This window comes from Streptomyces capitiformicae (genome assembly GCF_002214185.1).
GTDB lineage: Bacteria > Actinomycetota > Actinomycetes > Streptomycetales > Streptomycetaceae > Streptomyces > Streptomyces capitiformicae.
Genome location: NZ_CP022161.1, coordinates 2,125,003 through 2,151,367, shown reverse-complemented (window position 1 = coordinate 2,151,367; position 26,365 = coordinate 2,125,003). Strand labels below are relative to the sequence as shown.

Genomic DNA, 26,365 nt, shown 5'->3' with positions numbered 1-26,365 from the left:
CGAGCGCTACTCCGCCTGGAGCACCAGCAGCGCCAGGTCGTCCTCCGGTGGCCGCTGCCCGAACTCGTGCACGAGCCGCCGGATCCGTTCGGCGATCAGCTGGGCGCTGAGCCCGGCGCAGCCGACCAGGGCGGTGGCGAGGCCGTCCCCGTCGTCGAACATGTGGGGGCCGCTGCGCCGCTCGGTCACACCGTCCGTGACGCAGAGCAGTGTGTCGCCGGGGTGCAGCTCGAACGTCTCCGAGACGTACGTCTCGTCCTCGATCACCCCGAGCAGGGCCTGCGGCTCGGCCACGGCCCGTACGTCGCCGTCGGGGCCCAGGAGCAGCGGCAGCGGATGTCCGGCGGAGGCGAGGGTGCAGCGGACGCCGCCGTCTACGGGGACGAGTTCGCCGTAGAGGAGGGAGAGGAAGCGCGTCTGGGGGCCCTCCGGGTCGACGAGGGCCGGGTCGCCCGCCGTGACCAGGGCGCGGGCTGCGGCGTCGGCGGCCTCGGTGGCGTCGTCGAGGAGGAGCTGGTTGAGGCGGTCGAGGACGTCGGCGACACCGTAGCCCTCGCGGGCGAGCAGCCGCAGCCAGGGCCGGGCGAGTCCGATGACGACGGCGGCCTCGGGGCCCTTGCCCTGGACGTCGCCGATCGCGAAGCACCAGCGGCCGTGGCCCGCCGGGAACAGGTCGTAGAAGTCGCCGCTGGGTCCGGCCATGTCGCACGGCTCGTACACGAGGGCACTCGACACACCGGGGATCTCGGCGACCGCCCCGGGCAGCAGCCCGCGTTGCAGGACCCGGCTGATGGTGGCCTGCCGGGCGTACTGCCGGGCCGCCCCGATCGCCAGCGCGATCCGCCGGCTGAGGTCCTCGACGAGGCCGGTCACCTCGTCCGGGAAGCGGAGCAGCCCGGCCCGGCCGATGACGAGGGTGCCGAGCGGGCGGCCACCGGCGATCAGCCGGTAGGCGAGGGCAGCCCCGCCCACGCGGTTCTCCACCGGCCGGCCTTCATCACCCTCGGCAGTCTCGGCGGGACCGGCGGTCCTGGCGGTCCCGCCGGTCTCGTCCGTCTCGTCCGTCTCGTCCGTCTCCTCCGGCAGCCTCGGCCACGGCACCGGCACCGCCCGCGATCGCACCGAGTCGGGCAGCCTGGGCGGGTCCTTCTCCAGGGCGCGGCGGAGTTCCTCGATGCGGTTCTCGCTGCCGTGCCAGACCCGGGCGAGCCGGGGCGCCGGGCCGAAGGAACCGTCGGTGCCGCCGCGCCAGCCCAGGCCCTCGTCCTCCAGCCACACCGCGCACCAGTCGGCGAGGCGCGGCACCAGGAGCTGCCCGGCGAGCGCGGCGACCAGGTCCTCGTCCAACTGCCCGGCGAGCAGGTCGGAGGCCTCGGCGAGGAAGGAGAGGGCACCCCGGTTCAGCCACTCCCGGTCCCGCTCCCCGCGATCGGCTCCGGCGTACGCCCCGAGGCCCGCATCCCGCTCTCCACCGCCGTACGCCTCGACCTCTTCGATTCTGTCGATCACCTCAAGCCCGTCACACCCCGCGATCTCCTCGATCCCCCCGATCCCCCCGATCCCTTCGTCCACAGCCATCGCCCCGTCGACCGACAGCCGGGCCCACACGGTCTTCGCGCCCGTGCGGTACGTGATTCCCCAGGCCTCGGAGAGCGCGGCGACGAGGCGCAGGCCGCGCCCGTACTCGGCGGCTCCATAGGGGCGTTCGACGAGGTAGGGCCGCTCGGCGCCCTCGTCCCGTACGGCTCGGGAGGGGTGGTGGTCGGACACCTCGACGACGAGCCAACCGGAGGCGGTACCGGAGACGGTGCGGTCGTCGAGGTCGAATCGGCACAGCAGTTCGATGTCGGTGCCGGCGTGGACGACCGCGTTGGTGACCAGTTCGCTGACCACGACGAGCACGTCCTCGACGAGGCGGGCCGTGAGGGAGGGGGCACCGGGCAGCTCCAGTTCGGCCCACTCCGCGAGCACCGCGCCGACGAAGCGCCGGGCGGCTCCCGGCGCGAGCGGTCCACCGGGAAGCGAGACGTGCGCCACCGCGCGCCGGTCGGCTCCCGCGCACGCGGAGCCGACGTACGCATCCGGATACGCGTCCGCGTCTCCCACGTACGCGGGGTCTTCCCTGTACGCGGGCGTACCAGGAGCACGAGACACGGTCTCCCGTTGCGTCGGAATGGCCCCCACGAGCGGCTCCCTGAGAAGTTCGGACGAATAGGCCTCAGGCGGCACGGACAGAGTGACAGACTGGCCACGCCCATAAGCGCCGAGTTACCGAAGTGGGCCATCATGAGTGAAAACAGTGCTACGCAGGTGCTCGAAGACGGTCAAAAAGACAGCCAAACGGACGGGCTGATCCCGGCATCCGATCTGGACGGGCTGCTCCGGGCATCCGATCTGCGCGCGCTGACCGCGGCCATGACCGCCGCCCGTGACGGTACGTTCATCAAGGTCGCGGAGACCGGCCCCGCACCGGTGGCCGAACTGTGTGCCCTGTTCAACCAGATCATCGACCGCAGCACCCACTTCGGTTCCGAAGTCCAGCGCGTACGCCGGGAGTTGGTCCGGCACGGCCGCCTCGACGAGCGTCTCTCGGCCAGCCCGGGCCAGGGCGCCTGGGCGACCCGCGTCAACGACGTGAACCAGACCCTCGACGCCCTGGTGGCCCCCGCCGCGAACGCCACCCGCGTCCTGGACGCGGTGGCCGGCGGCGACCTGACCCAACGCGTCGACCTGCACGACGGCAACCGTCAACTTCGCGGTGACTTACGACGGTTGGGCCGTGCCGTGAACAAGATGGTCGACCAGCTGTCCCTGTTCACCGGCGAGGTGACCCGGGTCGCCCGCGAGGTCGGCACGGAGGGGCGGCTCGGCGGCCGCGCCAAGGTACGTGGTCTGTCCGGGAGTTGGCGGGACGTGACCGAGGCGGTCAACACGATGGCCTCCCGGCTGACCGCCCAGGTGCGTGACATCGCCCTGGTGACCACCTCCGTGGCACGCGGCGACCTGACCCGTACGGTGACCGTCGAGGCGACCGGCGAGCTGCTCGAACTGAAGCTCACCGTGAACACGATGGTCGACCAGCTCTCCGCCTTCGCCGACGAAGTCACCCGCGTCGCCCGCGAGGTCGGCACGGAGGGCCAGCTGGGCGGCCGCGCCCAGGTCAGGGGCGTGTCCGGCGTCTGGAAAGACCTCACCGACAACGTCAACTTCATGGCGTCGAACCTGACCTCCCAGGTCCGCAACATCGCCCAGGTGACGACGGCCGTGGCGAACGGCGACCTCAGCCAGAAGATCACCGTCGACGCCCAGGGCGAGATCCTCGAACTCAAGTCGACGATCAACACGATGGTCGACCAGCTCTCCGCCTTCGCCGACGAAGTCACCCGCGTCGCCCGCGAGGTCGGCACCGAAGGAAACCTCGGCGGCCGGGCCCAGGTCAGAGGCGTATCCGGCGTCTGGAAAGACCTGACGGACAACGTCAACTTCATGGCCGACAACCTGACGTCGCAGGTCAGGAACATCGCCCTGGTCTCCACGGCGGTTGCCCAGGGCGACCTCGGAAAGAAGATCACCGTCGAGGCGAAGGGCGAGATCCTCGAACTCAAGTCGACGATCAACACGATGGTCGACCAGCTCTCCGCCTTCGCCGACGAAGTCACCCGCGTCGCCCGCGAGGTCGGCACCGAAGGAAACCTCGGCGGTCAGGCCCAGGTCAGAGGCGTATCCGGCGTCTGGAAAGACCTGACGGACAACGTCAACTTCATGGCCCTGAACCTGACCTCCCAGGTCCGCAACATCGCCCAGGTGACGACCGCCGTAGCCAACGGCGACCTCTCCAAGAAGATCACCGTCGACGCCCGCGGCGAGATCCTCGAACTGAAGGACACCGTCAACACGATGGTGGAGCAGCTGCGCGCCTTCGCCGACGAGGTGACCCGGGTCGCCCGCGAGGTCGGCACCGACGGCCGGCTCGGCGGCCGGGCCCAGGTACTGGGCGTGTCCGGCGTCTGGCGGGACCTCACCGACAACGTCAACTACATGGCCGACAACCTGACCTCCCAGGTCAGGAACATCGCCCAGGTGACGACCGCCGTAGCCAACGGCGACCTCTCCAAGAAGATCGACGTCGACGCGCGCGGCGAGATCCTGGAGCTCAAGACCGCCATCAACACCATGGTCGACACGCTCTCCTCCTTCTCCTCCGAGGTCACCCGAGTCGCCCGCGAGGTCGGTTCCGAGGGCCAACTCGGCGGTCAGGCACGGGTCGAGGGCGTCTACGGCACCTGGAAGCGCCTGACGACCAACGTCAACGAGCTCGCCCTGAACCTGACCACCCAGGTGCGCGCGATCGCCGAGGTCGCCTCGGCCGTGGCGCAGGGCGACATGTCCCGTTCGATCACGGTGGAGGCGCGCGGCGAGGTCGCCGAGCTGAAGGACAACATCAACCTGATGGTCGCCAACCTCCGCGAGACGACCCGCGCGAAGGACTGGCTGGAGTCCAACCTGGCCCGACTCGCCGCCCTGATGCAGGGCCACCGCGACCTGATGGAGGTCGCCGACCTGATCCTGCGCGAGCTGACCCCGCTGGTGAAGGCACAGTACGGCGCGTTCTATCTGGCCGACCCCGGGCAGGGCGGCGCCCCGCTGCGCGCGGTGGCGCCCATCAAGGGCCTCGCCTTCATCGCGGGCTACGGCTCGGCGCAGGACGCGACGGTCGAAACCGGCGGCCTCCCCGTGCACGGCCTCGTCGCCCAGGCGGCCCGCGAGAAGAAGCGGATCCTGGTGGAGGAGGCCCCACCGGACTACATCAAGATCAACAGCGGTCTGGGGGAGGCGTCCCCGTCCAGCGTCGTCATCATCCCGATCCTCTTCGAGGACAAGCTCCTCGGCGTGATCGAACTTGCCTCATTCTCGCGCTTCTCCGACGTCCACCTGGCGTTCTTCGACCAGTTCGTGAACACCATCGGCGTCGCGATCAACACCATCATCGCCAACTCCCGCACGGAGTCCCTCCTGGGCGAGTCCCAGCGCCTGGCCATGCAGCTCCAGGAACGCTCCGACGAACTCCAGAAGCAGCAGGCGGAGTTGCAGCGTTCGAACGCCGAACTGGAGGAGAAGGCCGCACTCCTGGCGACCTCCTCCCAGTACAAGTCGGAGTTCCTGGCGAACATGTCGCACGAACTCCGCACCCCCCTCAACTCGCTGCTGATCCTGGCCCGGCTGCTCTCCGACAACCCGGACGGCCATCTCTCCGACCAGGAGGTCCAGTTCGCGTCGACGATCCACCGCTCCGGATCCGATCTCCTGCAACTGATCAACGACATCCTCGACCTCTCGAAGATCGAGGCGGGCCGGATGGACGTACGCCCGAAGAGACTCCCGCTGATCAAACTCCTCGACTACGTCCACGCCACGTTCCGCCCGCTCACCCTCGACCGGGGCCTGGCCTTCGACGTCACGGTCGGCGAGGACGTACCGCGCGAGATGTACTCGGACGAACAACGCCTCCAGCAGATCCTGCGCAACCTGCTCTCCAACGCGATCAAGTTCACCGCGTCCGGCCGGGTCGAGCTGACCGTCAGCCGCGTCAAGGACCCCGACCACCGCTACACCCGCGAGGGCGACGACGAGGTGATCGCCTTCGCGGTCTCCGACACCGGCATCGGCATCGCGCCCGAGAAACTCCCGGTGATCTTCGAGGCGTTCCAGCAGGCAGACGGCACCACGAACCGCAAGTACGGCGGCACCGGCCTCGGCCTGTCCATCAGCCGGGAGATCGCCGGCCTGCTCGGCGGCCGCATCATCGCCGAGAGCGTGCCCGGCAAGGGCTCGACGTTCACGCTGTACGTGCCCGTCGTCAGCCCCGGCCACACGGCGACCGGCCCCACCCCGGAGGACCAGGCCCTGGTCCCGGAACAGCTCACGGCGGAGCCGTACCCCGCCGCGCACGACAGCGACGACACCTGGCCTGCGCCCACCAAGCTGGAGGCATGGAAGGCGGGGCGGGCGGGCCAGGTGCTTCCCGGCCGCCGGGTGCTGATCGTGGACGACGACATCCGCAACGTCTTCGCGCTCACCCATGTCCTGGGCCGCGTCGGCATGCCGGTCCTGTACGCGGAGAACGGCCGCGAGGGCATCGAGACCCTGGAGCGCAACCCGGACGTCGAAATCGTCCTGATGGACATCATGATGCCCGAGATGGACGGCTACGAGACGATCTCCGCCATCCGCCGCACCCCCCGCTGGGCGGGCCTGCCCATCGTCGCCCTCACCGCGAAGGCCATGCCCGGCGACCGCGAGAAGTCCATCGCCCGGGGCGCCAACGACTACGTACCCAAGCCGGTGGACGTCGACCAGCTGCTCACGGTCGTCTGCGCGGTCCTGGACCCGGAGGGCCCTGAGCCACAGCCCGAAACAACCGAAGCAACCGAAGCAACCGCAGAGAACGAGGCACCCTCACCATGACCCCACAGGACCGGACCGACACCCGCGCCGGAATCCTCCTCGTCGACGACATGGAGGACAACCTGACCGCGCTGGAGGCCGTCCTGGCATCCCTCAACGAGCCCCTCATACGGGCCCGTTCGGGCGAGGAAGCCATGAAGGCCCTCCTCCGTCAACGCTTCGCCGTCGTCCTCCTCGACGTCCGCATGCCAGGCATGGACGGCTTCGAAACGGCCGCCCACATCAAACGCCTCGACCAGACGAAGGACGTCCCGATCATCTTCCTCACCGGCACCGAAGCCGACCCCGGCTACACCTTCCGCGGCTACGCCACCGGCGCCGCCGACTACTTGACCAAGCCGTTCGACCCCTGGGTGTTACGGGCGAAGGTAAGCGTGTTCCTGGACCTGTACCGCAAGAACCAGCAACTGGAGACCCTGCTGGCGAGACAGCGGGAACACGCGGAGCAGGTCAACTCACGCCTGGCCACCCTGGAAAAACAGCTGGCCCAAGCAAGCCCGGACCTGCCGGAGGTCCGAATACAGATCCGAGACCTCCGGCACCTGGTGACAGGGGATCACCGCACGTAACTCAGGGGCGCGGGGCTGTGACATTTGCGGCTCCGCCGCGCGGGCGCGACCAGCCACGGACTACCGGCACCCGCCAGCAGTCCCCGCCGTCCCCTACGCCTCGCGAGTCCCGGCGTACATCTCATCGATGAGGTGCTGGTACTCCTTCTCCACCACCGGCCGCTTCAACTTCAGACTCGGCGTCAACTCCCCGTGCTCGACGTCCAAATCCCTCGGCAGCAACCGGAACTTCTTGATCGTCTGCCACCGCTGAAGCCCCTCGTTCACCCGCTTCACATACCCGTCGATGAGCTCAACCGTGGCCGGCGCCGCGATGACCTCCGCGTACGGCTTCCCCTCCAGCCCGTTCTCCTTGGCCCAGCCGAGGATGGACGGCTCGTCGAGGGCGACCAACGCCGTGCAGAAGTTGCGGTCGGCGCCGATGACCATGACGTTGGACGTGAAGGGGCACAGCGACTTGAACTGGCCCTCGATCTCGGTCGGCGCGATGTACTTGCCGCCGGAGGTCTTGAAGAGATCCTTCTTGCGGTCGGTGATCCGCAGATAGCCGTCGGGCGACAGCTCACCGATGTCACCGGTGTGGAACCAGCCGTCGGCCTCCAGGACCTCGGCGGTCTTGTCGGGCAGCTTGTGATAGCCCTCCATGATGCCGGGCCCGCGCAGCAGGATCTCGCCGTCGTCCGCGATGCGCACCTCCGTGCCGGGCAGCGGCTTGCCCACCGTGCCCGTGCGGAAGGCCTCGCCCGGGTTGAGGAAGGAGGCGGCGGAGGACTCGGTCAGACCGTAGCCCTCCAGGATGGGGATGCCGGCGCCGGCGAAGAAGAAGCCGATCTCCGGCGCCAGCGCGACCGAGCCGGAGACACAGGCACGCAGCCGGCCGCCGAACGCCTCGCGCAGCTTCTTGTAGACCAGCGCGTCGGCGACCTTGTGCTTGGCCCCCAGCCCGAACGGAACGGACGCGGTGCCAGTGCGACGGAAGCTGTCCTGGCTGATCTTGGCGTACTCGCGCGCGACCTCGGCCGCCCACTGGAAGATCTTGTACTTGGCGGGGCCGCCCTCACGCGCCTTGGCGGCGACACCGTTGTAGACCTTCTCGAAGATGCGCGGCACCGCGGCCATGTACGTCGGCTGCACCACCGGCAGATTCTCGATGATCTTGTCGACCCGGCCGTCGACGGCGGTGATGTGCCCGACCTCGATGTGGCCCGCGAGGAGCACCTTGCCCATGACGTGCGCGAGCGGCAGCCACAGGTACTGCACGTCCTCCGGTTCGAGCAGGCCGGTCGCGCCGATGGCCTTCGCCATGTACGCCCAGTTGTCGTGCGGCAGGCGCACGCCCTTGGGGCGGCCCGTGGTGCCCGAGGTGTAGATGAGGGTGGCCAGCTGGTCCTTGGTGATCGCGCCGACCTTCTCCTTGATCAGGTCGGGCTTCTTCTCCAGATACGCGGCGCCGCGCTCCTCCAGCTCGGCGAGGGAGAGGATCCAGTCCTCGGAGATGTCCGCGTCCTCGGGGTCGATGACGACGACATGGGTCAGCTCGGGCAGCTCGGCCTTCTTCTCGCGAGCCTTGGCGAGCTGCCCGGCGTCCTCGGCGATGAGGATCCGGCTGCCGGAGTCCGCCAGGATGTACGCGGATTCCTCGGCGTTCGTCTGCGGGTAGACCGTGGTGTTGGCCGCGCCCGCGCACATGATGCCGAGATCGCACAGGATCCACTCGATCCTGGTGGCGGAGGACAGGGCGATCCGCTGCTCCGGTTGCACGCCCAGCTCGACGAGCCCGGCCGCGATGGCGTTGACCCGTTCGGCCGCCTCCGCCCAGCTCAGCGACTTCCAGTCCGAGGGGCCCTGGCCGGAGGCAGGGGGCACGGGGTAGCGGAAGGCCTCGGCGTCCGGTGTGGCCGCCACGCGCTCCAGGAAGAGGGCCGCCATGGACGGCGGACGGTTCTCGATCAGGGTCTGTGTGTCGCTCACGACATCCTCCGGGGCCCGCGACAGTGCGGCTGGCTCAAAAGCGGCTGTTGTTTAACTCGCGAGTAACCATCGAGTGGTGATCAGAGTAGAGTGCGCCCCGCCCATTGGTAAGGGGCGGTGGGCCGTCACTTTCCACCCAGAACGACCGTACAAACAACATGCGGGCCCGTCGCACCGGAACGCGACGGGCCCGCTGGCCGTGGCTATTTCTTGCCCTTGCCCCCGCCCGCGCTGTCGTCACTGGACAGCACGGCGATGAAGGCCTCCTGCGGAACCTCCACAGAGCCCACCATCTTCATCCGCTTCTTGCCTTCCTTCTGCTTCTCCAGCAGCTTCCGCTTACGGGAGATGTCACCGCCGTAGCACTTGGCGAGGACGTCCTTGCGGATGGCGCGGATGGTCTCGCGGGCGATCACCCGGGAGCCGATGGCGGCCTGGATCGGCACCTCGAACGCCTGCCGGGGGATCAGCTCACGCAGCTTGGCGACGAGGCGCACACCGTACGCGTATGCCGCGTCCTTGTGGGTGATCGCCGAGAAGGCGTCCACCTTGTCGCCGTGCAGCAGGATGTCGACCTTGACCAGGCTGGAGGTCTGCTCGCCGGTGGGCTCGTAGTCCAGCGAGGCGTAGCCGCGGGTCTTGGACTTCAGCTGGTCGAAGAAGTCGAAGACGATCTCGGCGAGGGGGAGGGTGTACCGGATCTCGACCCGGTCCTCGGAGAGGTAGTCCATGCCCAGCAGGACACCGCGCCGGGTCTGGCAGAGCTCCATGATCGAACCGATGAACTCGCTCGGCGCCAGGATCGTCGCCCGTACGACCGGCTCGTACACCTCCCCGATCTTCCCCTCGGGGAACTCGCTCGGGTTGGTGACCGTGTGCTCGCTGCCGTCCTCCATGACCACGCGGTAGACCACGTTCGGCGCGGTGGCGATGAGGTCGAGCCCGAACTCACGCTCGAGCCTCTCGCGGATGACGTCGAGGTGCAGCAGCCCGAGGAAGCCGACACGGAAGCCGAAGCCCAGCGCGGCGGAGGTCTCCGGCTCGTAGACGAGCGCGGCGTCGTTGAGCTGCAGCTTGTCGAGGGCGTCGCGCAGCTCGGGGTAGTCGGACCCGTCCAGCGGATAGAGACCCGAGAAGACCATGGGCTTGGGGTCCTTGTACCCGCCCAGTGCCTCGGTCGCCCCCTTGGCCTGGCTGGTGATCGTGTCACCGACCTTGGACTGCCGGACGTCCTTCACCCCGGTGATGAGGTAGCCCACCTCACCCACGCCCAGCCCGTCCGCGGGGAGCATCTCCGGCGAGTTGGTCCCGATCTCCAGCAGCTCGTGCGTGGCGTTGGTGGACATCATCCGGATCCGCTCACGCTTGTTGAGCTGCCCGTCGATGACACGGACGTAGGTGACGACGCCCCGGTAGGAGTCGTAGACCGAGTCGAAGATCATCGCGCGGGCGGGCGCGTCCTTGACGCCGACCGGCGCCGGAACCTCGGCGACGACCTTGTCGAGCAGCGCGTCCACACCGACACCGGTCTTCGCGGAGACCCGCAGCACGTCGTCCGGGTCGCACCCGACCAGGTTGGCGAGCTCCTCGGCGAACTTCTCGGGCTGAGCCGCAGGCAGATCGATCTTGTTGAGCACCGGAATGATCGCGAGGTCGTTCTCCATCGCCAGATACAGGTTGGCGAGGGTCTGTGCCTCGATGCCCTGGGCGGCGTCGACGAGGAGGATGGTCCCCTCACAGGCCGCCAGCGACCGCGAGACCTCGTACGTGAAGTCGACGTGGCCCGGGGTGTCGATCATGTTGAGGATGTGCGTGCTGCCCGGATCGGTGGTCGGCGCCCAGGGCAGACGCACCGCCTGGGACTTGATCGTGATACCGCGCTCACGCTCGATGTCCATGCGGTCGAGGTACTGAGCACGCATCTGCCGCTGCTCGACCACACCGGTCAGCTGGAGCATCCGGTCGGCGAGCGTGGACTTGCCGTGGTCGATGTGCGCGATGATGCAGAAATTGCGGATCAGAGCCGGGTCGGTACGGCTCGGCTCGGGCACATGGCTAGGGATCGCGGGCACGCAGGGTCCTGATTCTTGAGGCGTCCGCAGCCGTCTGCGGTCTCGGGTCGGAACTAGCGGGTCTGTACGAACGGGTCTATACGTAGGCTCCATGGTCCCACGGGTGGAGAGCTGCGACCGGTTTGGGCCAACCCTGAGGCGGCTGGTAGCGTGGATGGCTGTGTCTCATGCCCTCTCAGCAGGAGGCACATCCAAGGAAGAACCAAGCTCAAACCAAGCTGAAAAGGCTCATTCGTGGCGAACATCAAGTCCCAGATCAAGCGGAACAAGACGAACGAGAAGGCGCGCCTTCGCAACAAGGCCGTCAAGTCGTCGCTCAAGACCGCGATCCGCAAGGCCCGTGAGGCCGCTGCCGCGGGTGACGTCGAGAAGGCCACCGAGTACCAGCGCGCTGCCGCGCGTCAGCTCGACAAGGCCGTCTCGAAGGGCGTCATCCACAAGAACCAGGCCGCCAACAAGAAGTCGGCGCTTGCTTCCAAGGTCGCCACCCCCAAGGGCTGAGCTCCTCCTTTGATCTGACCGCCGGCTGGCCCCAGAGCGGGCCCTCTCTCATCCGCTCCCACCCGGCACCCCGGATTCGCACGCGGCCTGCGTTCGCCACGCGGGTGCGGATCCAGCATCTTGACCGAGGCCCCGCCGCACTCCCCTTCCCCAGGGTGGTGAGACGGGGCCTTCGGCGTTGGGCGCGATGAGCGCCCCACAAGGGGTGCGGGGAACTGCTCGACAAGCCACGACGCACCCGCACATACGAACTTTCCGCGGGGGGCTGGGGCGGCAGCCCTCGGATGGGGGTCCCCCCGCTCGAGCGAAGCCGAGAGTGGGGGAGGGACGGGTAAGGGCGTCGGGGGCGAAAAACTCACCCCCGGCGAGACCGCGCGGCCCGCGCAATCGTCACCACGGCCTTCTCCAACGCGTACTCAGGATCATCCCCCCCACCCTTCACCCCCGCATCGGCCTCAGCCACAGCCCGCAACGCCACGGCGATACCGTCCGGTGTCCACCCCCGCATCTGCTGCCGCACCCGATCGATCTTCCACGGCGGCATCCCCAGCTCCCGCGCGAGATCCGCCGGCCGCCCACCCCGCGCCGACGACAGCTTCCCGATCGCCCGCACCCCCTGAGCCAGCGCACTGGTGATCAACACCGGCGCCACCCCGGTCGACAACGACCACCTGAGCGCCTCCAACGCCTCCGCCGCCCGCCCCTCGACGGCCCGATCGGCTACCTCGAAGCTCGACGCCTCGGCCCGCCCCGTGTAGTAGCGCCCGACGACCGCCTCGTCGATCGTCCCCTCGACATCCGCGACCAGCTGCGCCGCCGCCGACGCGAGCTCCCGCAGATCACTCCCGATCGCGTCGACGAGCGCCTGGCACGCCTCGGGCGTGGCGGACCGCCCGAGCGCCCGGAACTCCCCCCGCACGAACGCCAGCCGCTCCGCCGGCTTCGTCATCCTGGGGCACGCCACCTCCCGCGCCCCCGCCTTACGGGCCGCGTCCAGCAGCCCCTTCCCCTTGGCGCCGCCCGCGTGCACCAGCACGAGGGTGATCTCCTCGGCCGGAGCCCCGAGATACGCCTTCACGTCCTTGATCGTGTCGGCCGAGAGATCCTGCGCATTGCGTACGACCACGACCTTCCGCTCGGCGAAGAGCGACGGACTCGTCAGCTCGGCGAGCGTGCCGGGCTGCAACTGGTCCGAGGACAGGTCACGTACGTCGGTGTCGGCGTCGGCGGCCTTCGCGGCGGCCACCACCTCCCGCACGGCACGGTCGAGCAGCAGGTCCTCCTGGCCCACGGCAAGCGTGACGGGGGCGAGAAGGTCGTCGTTCGCAGTCTTCTTGGCCATCCCCGAAAGCATCCCACGCCCCACTGACAAGGGCCCCCGCGGCGTCCGGCGCACCCCTCGGAGTCCACCGGTGCTCCCAGCGGGGCGTCACCGCGTCACGGTTCTTCCCGCCATCCCTCCCACTCCCCCGCGAACTCATCCAACGCCGCCGGATCGAGCCGCCCGTGCGCGTCCCGAAGCACCAGCAGCCACTGCGCGTCCTCGGCGTCGTCCTCCCCGGCCAGCGCGTCCCGCACCAGCTGCGGTTCCTCGTCCAGCCCGAACCGCTCCCCGAGCGCCTCCGCCGCCTTCTCCGCGGCATCGCGGTCGGGCAGCACCAGCACATGTCTCACATCACTCACGCCCCCATCTTCCGCCACCCGACCCAGCCACCCCCGACCCACCCCACGCCGGACCGCCCGCCCCTATCGCGTCGCCCTCACCTCCGGCACCCTCCCCAGCTCCATCCCGAACCGCTCCCGGTACACGCCCAGCACCTCCGCGTCCGTCGTCAACTCGGTCACCTCCCGGTGGCCCTCGGCGGACGTCACCGTGAGGGTGCGCCCGCTGAGCGTGATCCGGCCGCCCTCGTCGCCGACCCGGGAACAGACGAGCGACTGCGTGAAGTGCGAGGTCGGCGACGTGCTGTGCCACCAGGCCCCGGCCACGAAGTCCCTGAGCTCCCTCGGCCGGACCTCCAGTCGGTACTGCGGCTTGCCGTCCCGCAGGACGTCCAGGTCCCCGAACTCCCGAGCCCCGCTCTCCCGATCCGCCTCCACCACCCGGAAGGTGCCGGCCGGGTCCTCCTGCTCCCCCCGGTCCCCGAACTTCAGCGGATAGTGGCTGTTCGCCCCGAATCCGACGTCGGCCAGCCAGTCGCCCCCGTCCACCGTCCGCACCCGCAACGCGAGGTGGTCGTACGGGATCCCGAGCCGCCCCGCGTCGCCGTACACCCGTGCCGCGAGCAGTGTCACATCGAAGCCCAGCGCCGCGAGCAACGCTCCGAACAGCCCGTTCAGTTCGAAGCAGAAGCCGCCCCTGCGCTCCCCGACCACCTTGTCGAGCAGCCGCTTCTCCTCCAGCACGATCTCCTCTCCGAGATGGATCGACAGGTTCTCGAACGGCACCGCCTTCAGATGGCGCAGGTGCAGCTCACGCAGTACATCAACGGTGGGCCAGGCCGGATGCCCGGCCCCGATGCGGCGAAGGTAGGCGTCAAGCTCTGCGGTATCCATGACCTCAGTCTCTCGCCACCAGCAACCCCGTGGCCGTACCCGCGACGGCGACCGCTCCGTCCTCGTCCGTACGCAGCACCGTGGCACCCCCGGCCCGCAGCGCCGCGACCGTGCTGGGGGCCGGGTGTCCATACGGGTTGTCCCTGCCCGCCGAGATGAGCGCCAGCCGCGGGGCGACCGCGCGTATGAGGTCCGGATCCTGGTAGGCCGACCCGTGATGGGCGACCTTCAGTACGTCGACGGCTCGCAGTTCCGCGGCCTCGGGGGATCTCGACAGCTCCCGCTGGGCGGGCGGTTCGAGGTCGCCGAGCAGCAGCATGGTCAGCCCGGCCGACCGTACGAGCATGGTCACGCTGGCGTCGTTCGGCCCGTCCGGGGTGGACGCGCCGCCCGGCGGCCACAGCACCCGCCACGCGAGGCCGCCCGTACGCCGCTCCTCCCCGGCCACGGCCCGCGTCATCGGAACCCGCCGGGCCGCCGCCTCCCGGTGCACGAACTCGGCCTGGTCCGCGGGCTCCTCGAACCCCGTCGTCTGGATCGCCCCGACCGAACGCCCCCGCAGCACTCCCGGCAGCCCCGTCACATGATCGGCGTGGAAGTGGGTGAGGACGACGAGCGGGATCCTGGTGATGCCGAGCGCCGTCAGACAGCGGTCGACCAGCACCGGATCGGGACCGGCGTCCACGACCACTCCGCTGCCGTCGCCCGCCGCCAGCACGGTCGCGTCGCCCTGTCCGACATCGCACATCACCAACCGCCAGCCCGGTGGCGGCCACCCCGTGATCACCCTCGTCAGCGGCGGCGGCTGCACCACGACCAGCAGGAATACCACCAGGCAGGCCCCCACCAGCCACGGACGGCTCACGAGCCGTCGGCCGACCAGGACGACGACCAGCGTGACGAGGGCCAGCAGCGACGCCCCCGTCCAACTGCCCGGCCAGTCCACCCCGGCGCCGGGCAGGGACGCCCCCGTGCGCGCGATGCCCGCGATCCAACCGGCGGGCCAACTCGCGCACCAGGCGATGCACTCGGCCACGGGCATCGCCACCGGGGCCGTCGCCAGCGCGGCGAACCCCAGCACCGTGGCCGGCGCCACGGCGAACTCCGCCAGCAGATTGCACGGCACGGCCACCAGGCTCACCTTGGCCGACAGCACGGCGACGACCGGCGCGCACACGGCCTGCGCGGCGCCCGCCGCCGCCAGCGCCTCGGCGGGGCGCGGCGGCACCCCGCGCCGCTGGAGCGCCGCACTCCAGCGCGGGGCGAGAGTGAGCAGGGCCCCTGTCGCGAGGACGGACAGCAGGAAGCCATAACTGCGGGCCAGCCAAGGGTCGTACAGCACCAACAGCAAAACCGCCGTCGCCAGCGCGGGGATGAGCGACCTGCGGCGGCCCGTCGCGATGGCCAGCAGCGCGATCGACCCGCAGGCAGCGGCCCGCACCACGCTCGGGTCCGGCCGGCACACGATCACGAAGCCGAGCGTCAGCACACCGCCGACCAGCGCCGTCACCCGCAACGGAATCCCGAGCCGGGCCGCGAGTCCCCGCCGCTCGGCACGCTGGGCCAGCCCGGGCGGCCCGATGAACAGTGCCAACAAGATCGTGAAGTTGGCCCCGCTGACCGCGAGCAAATGAGTGAGGTCGGTCGCCTTGAACGCCTCGTCCAACTCGGCCGGTACCCGCGAGGTGTCCCCGACGACGAACCCCGGCAACAACGCCCGCGCGTCCGCGTCCAGCCCGTCGGTCGCCTCCCGCAGCCCTTCGCGCAACCGCCCCGCGAACCGCTGCGCCGCACTCGCCTCCCCCACCACCTCCGGCGGCCCACCCCCACGCACCCGCAGCACAGCCGCGACCCGCTCTCCCCCGGCAAGGGCCGGCACGACCTGCGCGACCACCCGCACCCGAGTGGACGGCAGCAACGTGAGCCAAGGCGAACGCCTGCCCTCGCCCGCGCCCGACCGCACGTCAGCGTCAGCGTCCGCATCCGCATCCGCATCCGCATCCGCATCCGCATCCGCATCCGCACCGACATCTACATCGACATCGACGATGACCAGAACCGGCGTCCGCGTGGCCACGACCGTCCCGTCCCGGCCCCTCACGCGCCGTACCTCGGCCTGGAGGAGTACGGCCGTCGGAGCCGCGTGATGGCCCTTGATCCGGGGTCGAGTGAGCCGTGGGTCGGCGGTGAGCTCCACATCAGCGGTCACCTGCGCGTACCGCCCGGCCAGAGCAGGCACCGGCCCTCGGCGCAGATCCGCCCCGTGCAACCCGGCGGAGGCCGCGGCGGCGGCGACGCACAGCGACACGGCGGCGACGGACGCTCTCGTCCAGACCACTGCTCGCGGCGCCCTCCGCCCCTCCTCAGGAGTCCGCCCGCGCCGAGTGAGGAGAAGGGCCACACCCACGATCAGGCAGACCGCGACCACACCCGTGACCCACCCGGCCGAGACGCGCACCATCAGCGCCGCCGTCGCCCACGCGGCCAGCGCCGGTGGCACCAGACGCAGATCCGTCGGCCCCTCCTGCCTCGGGTGCGCGACGCCGAGCCGGTTCCCGGAGGCCGCATGCACCGCCTGACGTCGAGGAGCACCCCGCACCCCGACCGGCGTCGCCGGTTCCTCTCCCGCTCGCGGCGCGTTCATGGCCGTACGAGGTTCCGCAGATCGGCGAATCGGCGATCGCCGATTCCGTTCACCTCTCGCAGTTCGTCGATGGAACGGAAACCGCCGTGCTGAGTGCGGTAGGCGATGATGTGCTGAGCCAGGACCGGGCCGACTCCGGGAAGGGTGTCCAGTTGATCGGCAGTGGCCGTGTTGAGGGAGACGGGGGTCGCGGGAGCCGCCCCGGCGACCGCTCCGCCGGTCCCGGCCACGCCTGAGCCGGCCCCCGGACCGGTGACCGTTCCCGCCGCCCCGGGCGCCGGGCCACCGACCAGGACCTGTTCACCGTCCACGAGGAGGCGGGCGCGGTTGAGGCCGTCCGTGTTCGCCCCCGGTTGCACCCCGCCCGCCGCCCGCAGCGCGTCGGCGACCCGGGAGCCGGCCGGCAGCCGTTGGATCCCCGGGCTGCGCACCTTCCCGCTGACGTCCACCACGATCGAGGGCCCGGCCGGGGGAGCGATCGTCTCGGCCGAGGCACCCGGCCCCGCTCCGTGCCCCTCGCCCGCCGCACCGAATGAGGCTCCCGGCACCGACGGACCACTCGCCCGCACCACCTCGGGCGCTCCCACCTGCTGAGCACGCCCCGTCCAGAAGTGCTGCGCGGCGAAAACCGCCGCCACGACCAACACCACGCTCAGCGCGACGACACTCTTCCGCTCGATGCCACACCGCGCCTGCAACCAGAACGGCAGCCGTTCCCACACAGCCGCCCTGGCCCTCTCCCGCCAGGCTCCTCGCCCAACACCGGCGACAGCACCGTCACCTGAGGCGTCCCCCTCAACAGCACCTCCGAGCGAAGGTTCAGGCTCAGCACGCTGCCCAGCCTCACCCGCCCAGGCGACACCGGCACCCGCCGCTGTCCTCCCCCTCGGCGCACCCGGCGGTCCGTGCCCCAACTCCCGCGGCTCCCGCGCTCTTTCGGGAAACAGCGCCTCGGCGCGCAGCCGAACCGTCTCGGCCGAAGCCTGGTGGCGGCGTCCCGCCCGGCCCTTGGGCCGCCGCGACCGGTGCCGGGCACGGCTGTCGGAGGACGGGCCGCGCCCCGGCCCACTGGTGACTGTCGCTGTCCGTGTACGTGATCGAAGTGCCATGCGACGAGGATCGGGCAAGACCACCCACCCGCGATGATCTTGCTCAATTCCCGTGGATTACCGCCCAGTTGTGGATAACTCCATCACCCACACGAGCGACAAACAACGGCACCAGCCCACAGCGGGCTGCCCCTCACCGAGGCGAGACGACCGCCGCCAACAACCCAGGCCCGGTGTGCGCCCCGAGTACCGCCCCGACCTCGCTCACATGCAGATCGGCCAGCCCGGGCACACGGTCCCGCAGCCGTTCCGCGAGCGCCGAGGCCCGCTCGGGCGCGGCGAGGTGGTGAACGGCGATGTCGACCGGCGCGCCGCCCGCCCGCTCGGCGACGATCTCCTCCAAACGGGCGATCGCCCTGGACGCCGTACGCACCTTCTCCAGCATCTCGATGCGGCCGCCGTCCAGCTGGAGCAGCGGCTTCACCGCGAGCGCGGAACCGAACAGCGCCTGCGCCGCACCGATCCGGCCGCCCCGCCGCAGATAGTCCAGCGTGTCGACGTAGAAGTACGCGGAGGTCCCCGCGGCCCGTTTCTCGGCGGCCGTGACGGCCTCGTCCACCGTGCCGCCCGCCTCCGCGGACTCGGCGGCGGCCAGGGCGCAGAACCCGAGGGCCATCGCGACCATCCCGGTGTCCACCACGCGCACCGGCACGGGTGCCCGGCGCGCGGCGAGCACGGCCGCGTCGTAGGTGCCGGAGAACTCGGCGGACAGGTGCAGCGAGACGATGCCCGTGGCCCCCGACTCGGCCACCTCGCGGTAGGTCTGCGCGAACAGTTCGGGACTGGGGCGGGAGGTGGTGACGGACCGTCTCCTCTGCAGTGCCTGGGCCAGGGCACGGGCCGAGATCTCGGTGCCCTCTTCGAGTGCCTGATCACCGAGGACCACGGTCAAGGGCACCGCTGTGATGCTGTGACGCTCCATCGCCGGCGGCGGCAGGTAGGCCGTTGAATCGGTGACGATCGCGACATGGCGGGACATGAGCTGGAGGTTACCCGCCAAGACCCACCGACGGCAGCCCGGCCCCTCCCGCCTGCGGGCACGCAAAGGCGCGGGCCCGGATCAAGTCGTGCTCTCCGGGCGGGGCTTCTTCTGCCACGGGTACGTCGGCCGCGGTCCCGACGGGTTGATCGCGGGCCGGGGCGGTTCCTCACCGGACCGGGGCTCACGGGACGGGGACTCGGCGGTGCGGGACCCGGGGGTCTCCTGCCAGGTCTGCCCGGTGGAGGCGGTGGGTTCGGGCTTCGGGGCCTCGGGCCAGACCGGTGTGGGCTCCGTCGTCCAGTGCCGCAGCGCGTCCGCCTCGACGTCTATCTGGGCGCTGAGCGTGTCCAGGTCGTCCTCCGCGAACTTGCGGGCCCGGTCGTGCGCCGCCCAGCGCAGGGAGTCGGCCGACTTGATGATCCGCTCCGTACGCTCGCGCAGCGAGGGCAGCCGCTGGGCCAGCTTGGCACGGTCGGGCTCGGGCTCCAGGCGCTTGAGCTCGTCGTCCAGCTCCCGGCCGTGCCTGCTGAGCTGCTCGAAGAGGGCCAGGGACTCCTTCAGGGACTCGTCCTCGCCCACGCCCGCCTGCAGGGCCTCCTGGGTGGCCCGCATCGAGGTGCGCAACTTCAGCCGCAGGTCGGCCAGTTGGCCCACCGGGCCCGGCTGGGCGAGGCTTCGTGCGCGCAGGGTGGTGTCCTCGACCGACCGCTTGGCCTGCGTGATCGTGCGGTCCACGCCGCGCTTGGCCGCGCCGATCGCCTTCACCGTGGCGTACGCCCCCAGCACCACGAACAGCACGAAGAACAGGGCGACCACTGCGATGACGGCTTCCATGGCGCGCTCCTCCTTCGACCCGCGCGGCACATGCTGCTGCGCTCTTCAACGGTAAACGCAACGGGCAGGCCCGGGGTTCCATCGGAACCCTGAACCTGCCCGTAGGGGACACCCCGGAACCTCGTCCGGAACAGACCTACGTGACGATGTTCACCAGCTTCGGCGCCCGCACGATCACCTTCCGGATCGAGGCCCCGGCCAGCGCCGCGACCACCTTCTCGTCGCCCAGCGCCACCTTCTCCAGGTCCTCCTCGGAGATGGTCGGCGGCACCTCCAGTCGGGCCTTGACCTTGCCCTTGACCTGGACGACACAGGTGACGGCCTCGTCGACGACGTACGCGGGATCGGCGACGGGGAAGTCCTGGTGGACGACCGAGTCGCTGTGGCCCAGCTTGCGCCACAGCTCCTCGGCGATGTGCGGGGCCAGCGGCGCGATCAGCAGCACCAGCTGCTCGGCCACCGTGCGCGGAACGGCTCCGCCCGCCTTGGTCAGGTGGTTGTTCAGCTCGGTGACCTTGGCGATGGCGGTGTTGAACCGCATGCCCTCGAAGTCCTGGCGTACGCCGTCGATGGCCTTGTGCAGCGCCCGCAGTGTGTCCTCGTCGGGCTCCGCGTCGACCACGGTGACCTCGCCGGTCGCCTCGTCGACGACGTTGCGCCACAGCCGCTGCAGCAGCCGGAACTGGCCCACCACCGCGCGAGTGTCCCACGGCCGGGAGACGTCCAGCGGGCCCATCGCCATCTCGTACAGGCGCAGCGTGTCGGCGCCGTACTCCGCGCAGATGGACTCCGGGGTGACCGCGTTCTTCAGGGACTTGCCCATCTTGCCCAGCAGCCTGGACACCTTCTCGCCCTGGTAGTAGTACGCGCCGTCGCGCTCCTCCACCTCGGCGGCCGGTACCGCGAAACCACGGCTGTCGCGGTACACGAAGGCCTGGATCATGCCCTGGTTGTACAGCTTGTGGAACGGCTCGGCGGACGAGACGTGCCCCAGGTCGTAAAGGACCTTGGACCAGAAGCGCGCGTACAGCAGGTGCAGTACGGCGTGTTCCTGACCGCCCACGTACAGGTCGACGCCACCGTGCGGCTGCCCCTCGCGCGGGCCCATCCAGTACTGCTCGATCTCCGGGTCGACCAGCTTCTGGTCGTTGTGCGGGTCCAGGTAGCGCAGCTCGTACCAGCAGGAACCGGCCCAGTTGGGCATGGTGTTGGTCTCGCGCCGGTACCGCTTCGGGCCGTCGCCCAGGTCCAGCGTGACGTTGACCCACTCCTCGTTGCGCGACAGCGGCGTCTCGGGCTGGGTGTCGGCGTCGTCCGGGTCGAAGGTGCGCGGCGAGTAGTCCTCGACCTCGGGCAGCTCCAGCGGCAGCATCGACTCGGGCAGCGAGTGGGCGACGCCGTCCTCGTCGTAGACGATCGGGAAGGGCTCGCCCCAGTAGCGCTGGCGGCTGAACAGCCAGTCACGCAGCCGGAAGTTGACGGTGCCCTCGCCGATGCCCTTGCGCTCCAGCCACTCGGTGATGCGGGCCTTGGCCTCGGCGACGGGCAGGCCGTTCAGGGAGATCTCGTCGTTGGCGGAGTTGATGATCTTGGCGTCGTACGAGGCGAAGGCGTCCTCCCAGGTGGAGGTGTCCGTGCCCCGGCCGTCGGTCGGCTCGACGATGCAGTGGATCGGCAGTTCGAAGGCGCGCGCGAACTCGAAGTCACGCTGGTCGCCGGCCGGGACGGCCATGATCGCGCCGGTGCCGTAGCCCATCAGCACGTAGTCGGCGATGAAGACAGGGATCTGCTCGCCGTTGACCGGGTTGGTCGCGAACGAGCCGATGAAGACGCCGGTCTTGTCCTTGGCCTCGGCCTGCCGCTCGACGTCGGACTTGGAGGCGGCCTGCGCGCGGTAGGCGGAGACGGCCTCGGCCGGGGTCGCGTGACCGCCGGTCCACACGTCGTAGGTGCCCTCGGGCCAGGCATCCGGGGTGAACTTGTCGACCAGCGGGTGCTCGGGCGCCAGGACCATGTAGGTCGCGCCGAACAGCGTGTCGGGGCGGGTGGTGAAGACCGTGATCTTCTCGCCGTCGATCGGGAAGTCGACGCGGGCGCCCTCGGAGCGGCCGATCCAGTTGCGCTGCTGCAGCTTGATGGCCTCGGGCCAGTCCAGCTCGTTCAGGTCGTCCAGCAGACGGTCGGCGTAGGCCGTGATGCGCATGTTCCACTGGCGCAGCTTGGCCTTGAAGACGGGGAAGTTGCCGCGCTCGGAACGGCCGTCGGCGGTGACCTCCTCGTTGGCCAGGACGGTGCCCAGTCCGGGGCACCAGTTGACCGGCGCGTCGGAGGCGTACGCCAGGCGGTACCCGCCCAGGACGTCGGCGCGCTCGGCGGCGGTCAGGTCATGCCAGCCCCGCCCACCGGGAACAGCACGCTCACCGCTCTCGAACCGGGCGACCAGCTCGGCGATCGGGCGGGCCTTCCTCGCCTCGTCGTCGTACCAGGAGTTGAAGATCTGCAGGAAGATCCACTGGGTCCACTTGTAGTAGTCCGGGTCGATCGTGGCGAACGACCGGCGCTTGTCATGACCCAGGCCCAGCTGGCGCAGCTGGGACTTCATGTTCGCGATGTTGGCCTCGGTGGACACGCGCGGGTGCGTGCCGGTCTGCACCGCGTACTGCTCGGCGGGCAGGCCGAAGGCGTCGAAGCCCAGGGTGTGCAGGACGTTGTGGCCGGTCATCCGCTGGAAGCGCGCGAAGACGTCGGTGGCGATGTACCCCAGGGGGTGGCCGACGTGCAGGCCCGCACCGGAGGGGTACGGGAACATGTCCATGATGAACTTCTTGGGCCGGGCGGCCAGCTCGGGGTCGCCCGCCAGGTCACCCTTCGGGTTCGGCGCCGCGTACGTGCCCTCGGCGTCCCAGAAGTCCTGCCAGCGTGCCTCGATGTCGGCCGCCATGGCGGCCGTGTAGCGGTGCGGCGCTGCATCCACCGACACAGCAGCGGCGGCAGCGGGGTTCGTCTCGCTCATGATCCTCAAAGCTCCATCGATCGTCTCTGCCAGCGGATATGTCGTCCGGAAACGAAAAATCCCCTCGCACAGGAGGGGACGCCGCGCCGATTCCGACCTCGCCGTTCATCGGCGGTCGGGACTGATCAGCGCGGCTCGCTAAGCAGAAGGCGTACGGCACGCATGGGCTCAGGGTACCGCAGCCCTCATGGCCGTCGCGACGAGGTTACCGGCCGTCTCGACACCGAGGCGCGGCGTGTCAGCCACGGGATCCGGCCAAAAAAGTTGAACAAGATTCAAATATTACTTCGCGTAACAACCCCTAAGGGACAACACAGATGTGAGATTGCCCCTTGATAACAGCGCAATAACTCAAACCTCGTACCGCTCGGTTTGCCACCACTTACAGTTCGACGACGGGACCGCTTTCCCGAACTGTTCGGAGTTGCCCCCATGAACCCTCGTCGCAGTAACAGCTCGATGCCTCAACCGGGCCGCTCGGCCTACGGGATGGCGACGGCTGCCGCTCTGCTGCTGATACCCGTAAGTGTGCTGGTCGGAGGTGACACGTACCGGGAATTCCTCGACTTCGGCGCGGGCGTGCTCTCGCTCGTCTCGCTGACCTGCTCGGTGCTCTGGGGGCTCGTCGCCCAGGACCGGACCCTGCTCAGCGTGCGCCAGCGGATCATCGGCCAGGCCGTGCACCGAACGACCGCGATCGCGTCGGTCGCGTTCCTCGTCCTGCATGTCACGGTCAAGCTGGCGCTGGACCACGTGTCCGCGATCGCCCTGTTCCCCTTCGCACTCGGTGTGACGGGCTCGGGCGCGCTCATCGGCTTCGGCGCGACCGCCGGATCCCTGATGGTCTTCGTCGCCATCACCGGCGCGCTGCGCAGCAACTTCGCCTCCCCCGCGCCGGTCGCGGCCCGCTGGCGGACGATGCACATGATGGCCTATCCGGCCTGGTGTTTCGCGCTCGTGCACGGACTCTACGCGGGTCGCGAGGCCAAGCCGATCTTCGTGACCCTCTACTCGCTGGGCCTGGTCGCCGTAGCCGCCGCGCTGCTGCTGCGCGCCGCCCCCCGCCCGGTCAAGCGCCAGGTGGTCGAACGGATCACCGCGATTCTGGGCACCGACGGCCAGCGACCCCCGGAGGTCGACGAGCTCGTGAAGTCCCGTTCGGCCCTGCAGGACCCCGGCGGCCGACGCGACGCGGAAGGGCGCGACGGCGGCCGGCGCGACGCCGGAGTCCGCGACACCGGCCAGTTCCCGCTGCCCGGCTTCGGCGGGCAGAACCCGGGCCCCGCGCTGGGCGACCCGCTGGGGGTACCCCCGCAGCGTGCGGCGGCCGACTCCAGCCCCGGCTTCGCCGCCGCCTACCGCGCCGTGTCGATGACCCCGCGCGCCCCGGAGCCCACGGCGCCCTACCTGACCCAGCAGCAGCCGCCGCTGGACATGCAGCCCACCCAGGCCATGCCGCGCATGGACGACGGCTCGACCACGGGCAGCACCCGCTGGCCCGCGCCGTCCCCGCCGCCGGTCGGCGAGGCGCCCCCGTCGGCGTACGACCCGATGCAGGACACCTTCGCCGGACAGGCGTTCGCGGGCGGTGGCCAGACCTATCCGGGCCAGGCATACCAGGCGACTCCCGAAACTTCTTACGGAACGCCTGAGACGAACGCCCCCTACGGCACGTACAACCCGAATGACACGTACAACAGCGGTCCCGCCACTGAAACGCTGTCCGGCTACGACTTCGACCAGCAGCCGGGCTCAGGCGAACCCTGGAACGCGCCTTCCGGAGGCTTTAAGTGAACGAGGCCCTTCCCGACGTCCCCGAAGTCCGTGTGGTGGGGCTCCCCCAGCTCACCTCGGGCTTCGACCTCGTCGAGAGACTCGACCTCCCCATGCACCTGAAGGTGCACGGTCCGCTCGAACCGATGGGCGGCGAGCAACTCGCCCAGCTGTCCGAGCGGATCAACCTGAAGGGCAGGGGAGGCGCGGGCTTCCCGTTCCACAAAAAGCTGCGCTCGGTCGCCGAATCGGCGATCAAGCGCGGCATCCGGCCCGTCGTGGTCGTCAACGGCAGTGAGGACGAACCCGCCTGCCGCAAGGACACGGTGCTGATCAACCGTGCCCCGCACCTCATCCTGGACGGCGCCCTGCTGGTCGCCGAGGCCCTGGGCGCCCGCCAGTTGGTCATCGGGGTGACACGTGCCTCCACCGAGCGGTCGATGGAGGCCGCCCTCGCCGAGCGCGGGCTGAGCAACCGGCGGGGCGCGGCCATCCGCGCGAGCGTGCAGCGCAACCCGGTCCGCATGGTCACCGGCGCGGCCGGCTCGCTGATCCGTTCGATCGACGGCGGCCCGCCCATCCCGCCGGGCCGCAAGACCAGCGCGTCCAAGAGCGGTGTCGGTGGCGCGCCGACCCTGCTCTCCAACGCCGAGACCTTCGCCCAGCTGGCCATCGGCGCCCGTATAGGCGCCGAGCGGTACGGCAACACCGGCCTGTACGACGAGCCGGGCACCGTCATGCTCACCGTCTCCGGCGCGGTCGCCCGCCCGATGGTGATCGAGGCCCCCACCGGTGTGCCGCTGCGCTACATCCTGCAGCTCGCCGGTGCGCCGCCGGTCCCGCAGGGCGTGCTGACCGGCGGCTACCACGGCAAGTGGATCGACGCGGCCACCGTCAACGAGGCGGTCGTCTCCCGGAATTCGCTGGACGCGGTGGGCGGTGCGCTCGGCGCGGGCGCGATCCTGCCGATCAGTCAGGAGACCTGCCCGCTCGGCGAGTCGCTCCAGGTCGCGAAGTGGCTCGCCGAGGAGAGCGCGGGACAGTGCGGTCCCTGCTACCTCGGTCTGCCGGCCGCCGCGCGCGGCATGGAGGACATCCTCAACGGCGGCGGCCCGGCCGCCCTGGAGGCCCTCAAGCAGGTCGCCAAGAACGTGAAGCGGCGCGGCGCGTGCTCGCACCCGGACGGCTCCGCGATGTTCCTGGAATCGACCATCAAGGCGTTCACCGACGACCTCGCCGCACATGTCCTCGGCAACGGCTGCGGGCGCCCCGTGGAAGGTGTGCTGCCGCTGTTCGAGGGCGGCAGGGCCCCGACGGGCATCCCCGGTGGCGCGGGTCAGGAGGAGAGCGGCGCCAGTCGGCAGAAGATCTTCGTCGACTGGACGCTGTGCCGCGGCCACGGCCTGTGCGCCGACATCCTCCCGGAGGTCTTCCAGCTGGGCGCCGACGGCTTCCCCACCGTCGCCCAAGCGAAGGTCCCCCAGTACGCCGAGGCCAAGGCGCTCCGCGCGGTGCGACGCTGCCCCGCGCTCGCCCTGCGCATCGAGGAGGACACCCGCGGCTCCGCCCCGTCCCGCAACCTGCCGGTCCTCTCCCAGGGCCGCGGTCGCCGGGCCCTGGGCAGCGGTCGCTGAGTACGCCGAAGGGCGGGTCACCCCGATGGGGTGGGCCCGCCCTTCTCTTGTCTCTGTCAGGCTCGGTCTCTGCCACGCTCGCCGCCAACAACGGGAAGACCCCGTCCACTTGGACGGGGTCTTTTCTGTGGAGCTAAGGAGAATTGAACTCCTGACCTCCTGCATGCCATGCAGGCGCTCTACCAACTGAGCTATAGCCCCTTGCTATGTGCTGCCGGGTTTCCCTGGCGGCGACGCCAACA

General features: G+C 70.1%; 16 protein-coding genes and 1 tRNA gene. 5 read left to right on the top strand and 12 right to left on the bottom strand.

The window, feature by feature from the left end; genetic code table 11:
- Window positions 1-6: 6 nt before the first annotated feature.
- Window positions 7-2,184, bottom strand: coding sequence for an ATP-binding SpoIIE family protein phosphatase (locus CES90_RS09445; protein WP_189781388.1), 2,178 nt, complete (start codon window positions 2,182-2,184; stop codon window positions 7-9).
- A gap of 102 nt (window positions 2,185-2,286) precedes the next feature.
- Here CES90_RS09445 and CES90_RS09440 point away from each other — a divergent pair, with 102 nt between their 5' ends.
- Window positions 2,287-6,465, top strand: a complete 4,179-nt coding sequence (locus CES90_RS09440) for a HAMP domain-containing protein (protein ID WP_189781389.1) — start codon at window positions 2,287-2,289, stop codon at window positions 6,463-6,465.
- Entirely contained in the window at window positions 6,462-7,034 is a 573-nt protein-coding gene (locus CES90_RS09435; protein ID WP_189781390.1) for a response regulator, read from the top strand. The genes CES90_RS09440 and CES90_RS09435 overlap by 4 nt, the downstream gene beginning before the upstream one ends.
- Window positions 7,035-7,127: 93 nt before the next feature.
- Here the strand turns inward: CES90_RS09435 and CES90_RS09430 are convergent, their stop codons facing one another.
- Entirely contained in the window at window positions 7,128-9,005 is a 1,878-nt protein-coding gene (locus CES90_RS09430) for an AMP-dependent synthetase/ligase (protein ID WP_189781391.1), read from the bottom strand.
- Window positions 9,006-9,208: 203 nt separating this feature from the next.
- Window positions 9,209-11,077 (bottom strand): translation elongation factor 4, encoded by a 1,869-nt coding sequence (gene lepA, locus CES90_RS09425; RefSeq protein WP_189781392.1) that lies wholly within the window; start codon window positions 11,075-11,077, stop codon window positions 9,209-9,211.
- 234 nt (window positions 11,078-11,311) lie between these two features.
- On the opposite strand from lepA, the gene rpsT reads away from it, so the two are divergent.
- Window positions 11,312-11,578, top strand: coding sequence for a 30S ribosomal protein S20 (gene rpsT, locus CES90_RS09420; protein ID WP_189781393.1), 267 nt, complete (start codon window positions 11,312-11,314; stop codon window positions 11,576-11,578).
- Between the two features lie 355 nt (window positions 11,579-11,933).
- On the opposite strand, the gene holA is transcribed toward rpsT, so the two are convergent.
- The 8 genes from holA to leuS form a co-directional block, all read right to left on the bottom strand.
- Window positions 11,934-12,920 (bottom strand): DNA polymerase III subunit delta, encoded by a 987-nt coding sequence (holA, locus tag CES90_RS09415; RefSeq protein WP_189781394.1) that lies wholly within the window; start codon window positions 12,918-12,920, stop codon window positions 11,934-11,936.
- 95 nt (window positions 12,921-13,015) lie between these two features.
- Window positions 13,016-13,261, bottom strand: a complete 246-nt coding sequence (locus CES90_RS09410; RefSeq protein ID WP_189781395.1) for a hypothetical protein — start codon at window positions 13,259-13,261, stop codon at window positions 13,016-13,018.
- Between the two features lie 63 nt (window positions 13,262-13,324).
- Window positions 13,325-14,134 carry an arylamine N-acetyltransferase family protein gene (locus tag CES90_RS09405; RefSeq protein WP_189781396.1) on the bottom strand — a complete coding sequence of 270 codons (810 nt, stop codon included), beginning with the start codon at window positions 14,132-14,134 and terminating at the stop codon, window positions 13,325-13,327.
- Between the two features lie 4 nt (window positions 14,135-14,138).
- A complete protein-coding gene (locus tag CES90_RS09400; protein WP_189781397.1) occupies window positions 14,139-16,778 on the bottom strand; it encodes a ComEC/Rec2 family competence protein in 2,640 nt (879 codons plus the stop codon).
- Complete coding sequence (locus CES90_RS09395; RefSeq protein ID WP_189781398.1) at window positions 16,775-17,887, bottom strand: ComEA family DNA-binding protein; 1,113 nt, start codon at window positions 17,885-17,887, stop codon at window positions 16,775-16,777. The genes CES90_RS09400 and CES90_RS09395 overlap by 4 nt, the downstream gene beginning before the upstream one ends.
- 133 nt (window positions 17,888-18,020) lie before the next feature.
- Window positions 18,021-18,866, bottom strand: coding sequence for a DegV family protein (locus CES90_RS09390; RefSeq protein WP_189781399.1), 846 nt, complete (start codon window positions 18,864-18,866; stop codon window positions 18,021-18,023).
- A gap of 81 nt (window positions 18,867-18,947) precedes the next feature.
- Window positions 18,948-19,703, bottom strand: coding sequence for a hypothetical protein (locus tag CES90_RS09385; protein ID WP_189781400.1), 756 nt, complete (start codon window positions 19,701-19,703; stop codon window positions 18,948-18,950).
- Between the two features lie 136 nt (window positions 19,704-19,839).
- Complete coding sequence (gene leuS / locus CES90_RS09380) at window positions 19,840-22,716, bottom strand: leucine--tRNA ligase (RefSeq protein ID WP_189781401.1); 2,877 nt, start codon at window positions 22,714-22,716, stop codon at window positions 19,840-19,842.
- 489 nt (window positions 22,717-23,205) lie between these two features.
- Here leuS and CES90_RS09375 point away from each other — a divergent pair, with 489 nt between their 5' ends.
- Complete coding sequence (locus CES90_RS09375; RefSeq protein WP_189781523.1) at window positions 23,206-24,510, top strand: ferric reductase-like transmembrane domain-containing protein; 1,305 nt, start codon at window positions 23,206-23,208, stop codon at window positions 24,508-24,510.
- A complete protein-coding gene (locus tag CES90_RS09370) occupies window positions 24,507-26,123 on the top strand; it encodes an NADH-quinone oxidoreductase subunit NuoF family protein (protein WP_189781402.1) in 1,617 nt (538 codons plus the stop codon). The genes CES90_RS09375 and CES90_RS09370 overlap by 4 nt, the downstream gene beginning before the upstream one ends.
- Before the next feature lie 128 nt (window positions 26,124-26,251).
- Here CES90_RS09370 and CES90_RS09365 read toward each other — a convergent pair.
- Window positions 26,252-26,324, bottom strand: a tRNA-Ala gene (locus CES90_RS09365).
- Window positions 26,325-26,365: the final 41 nt, after the last annotated feature.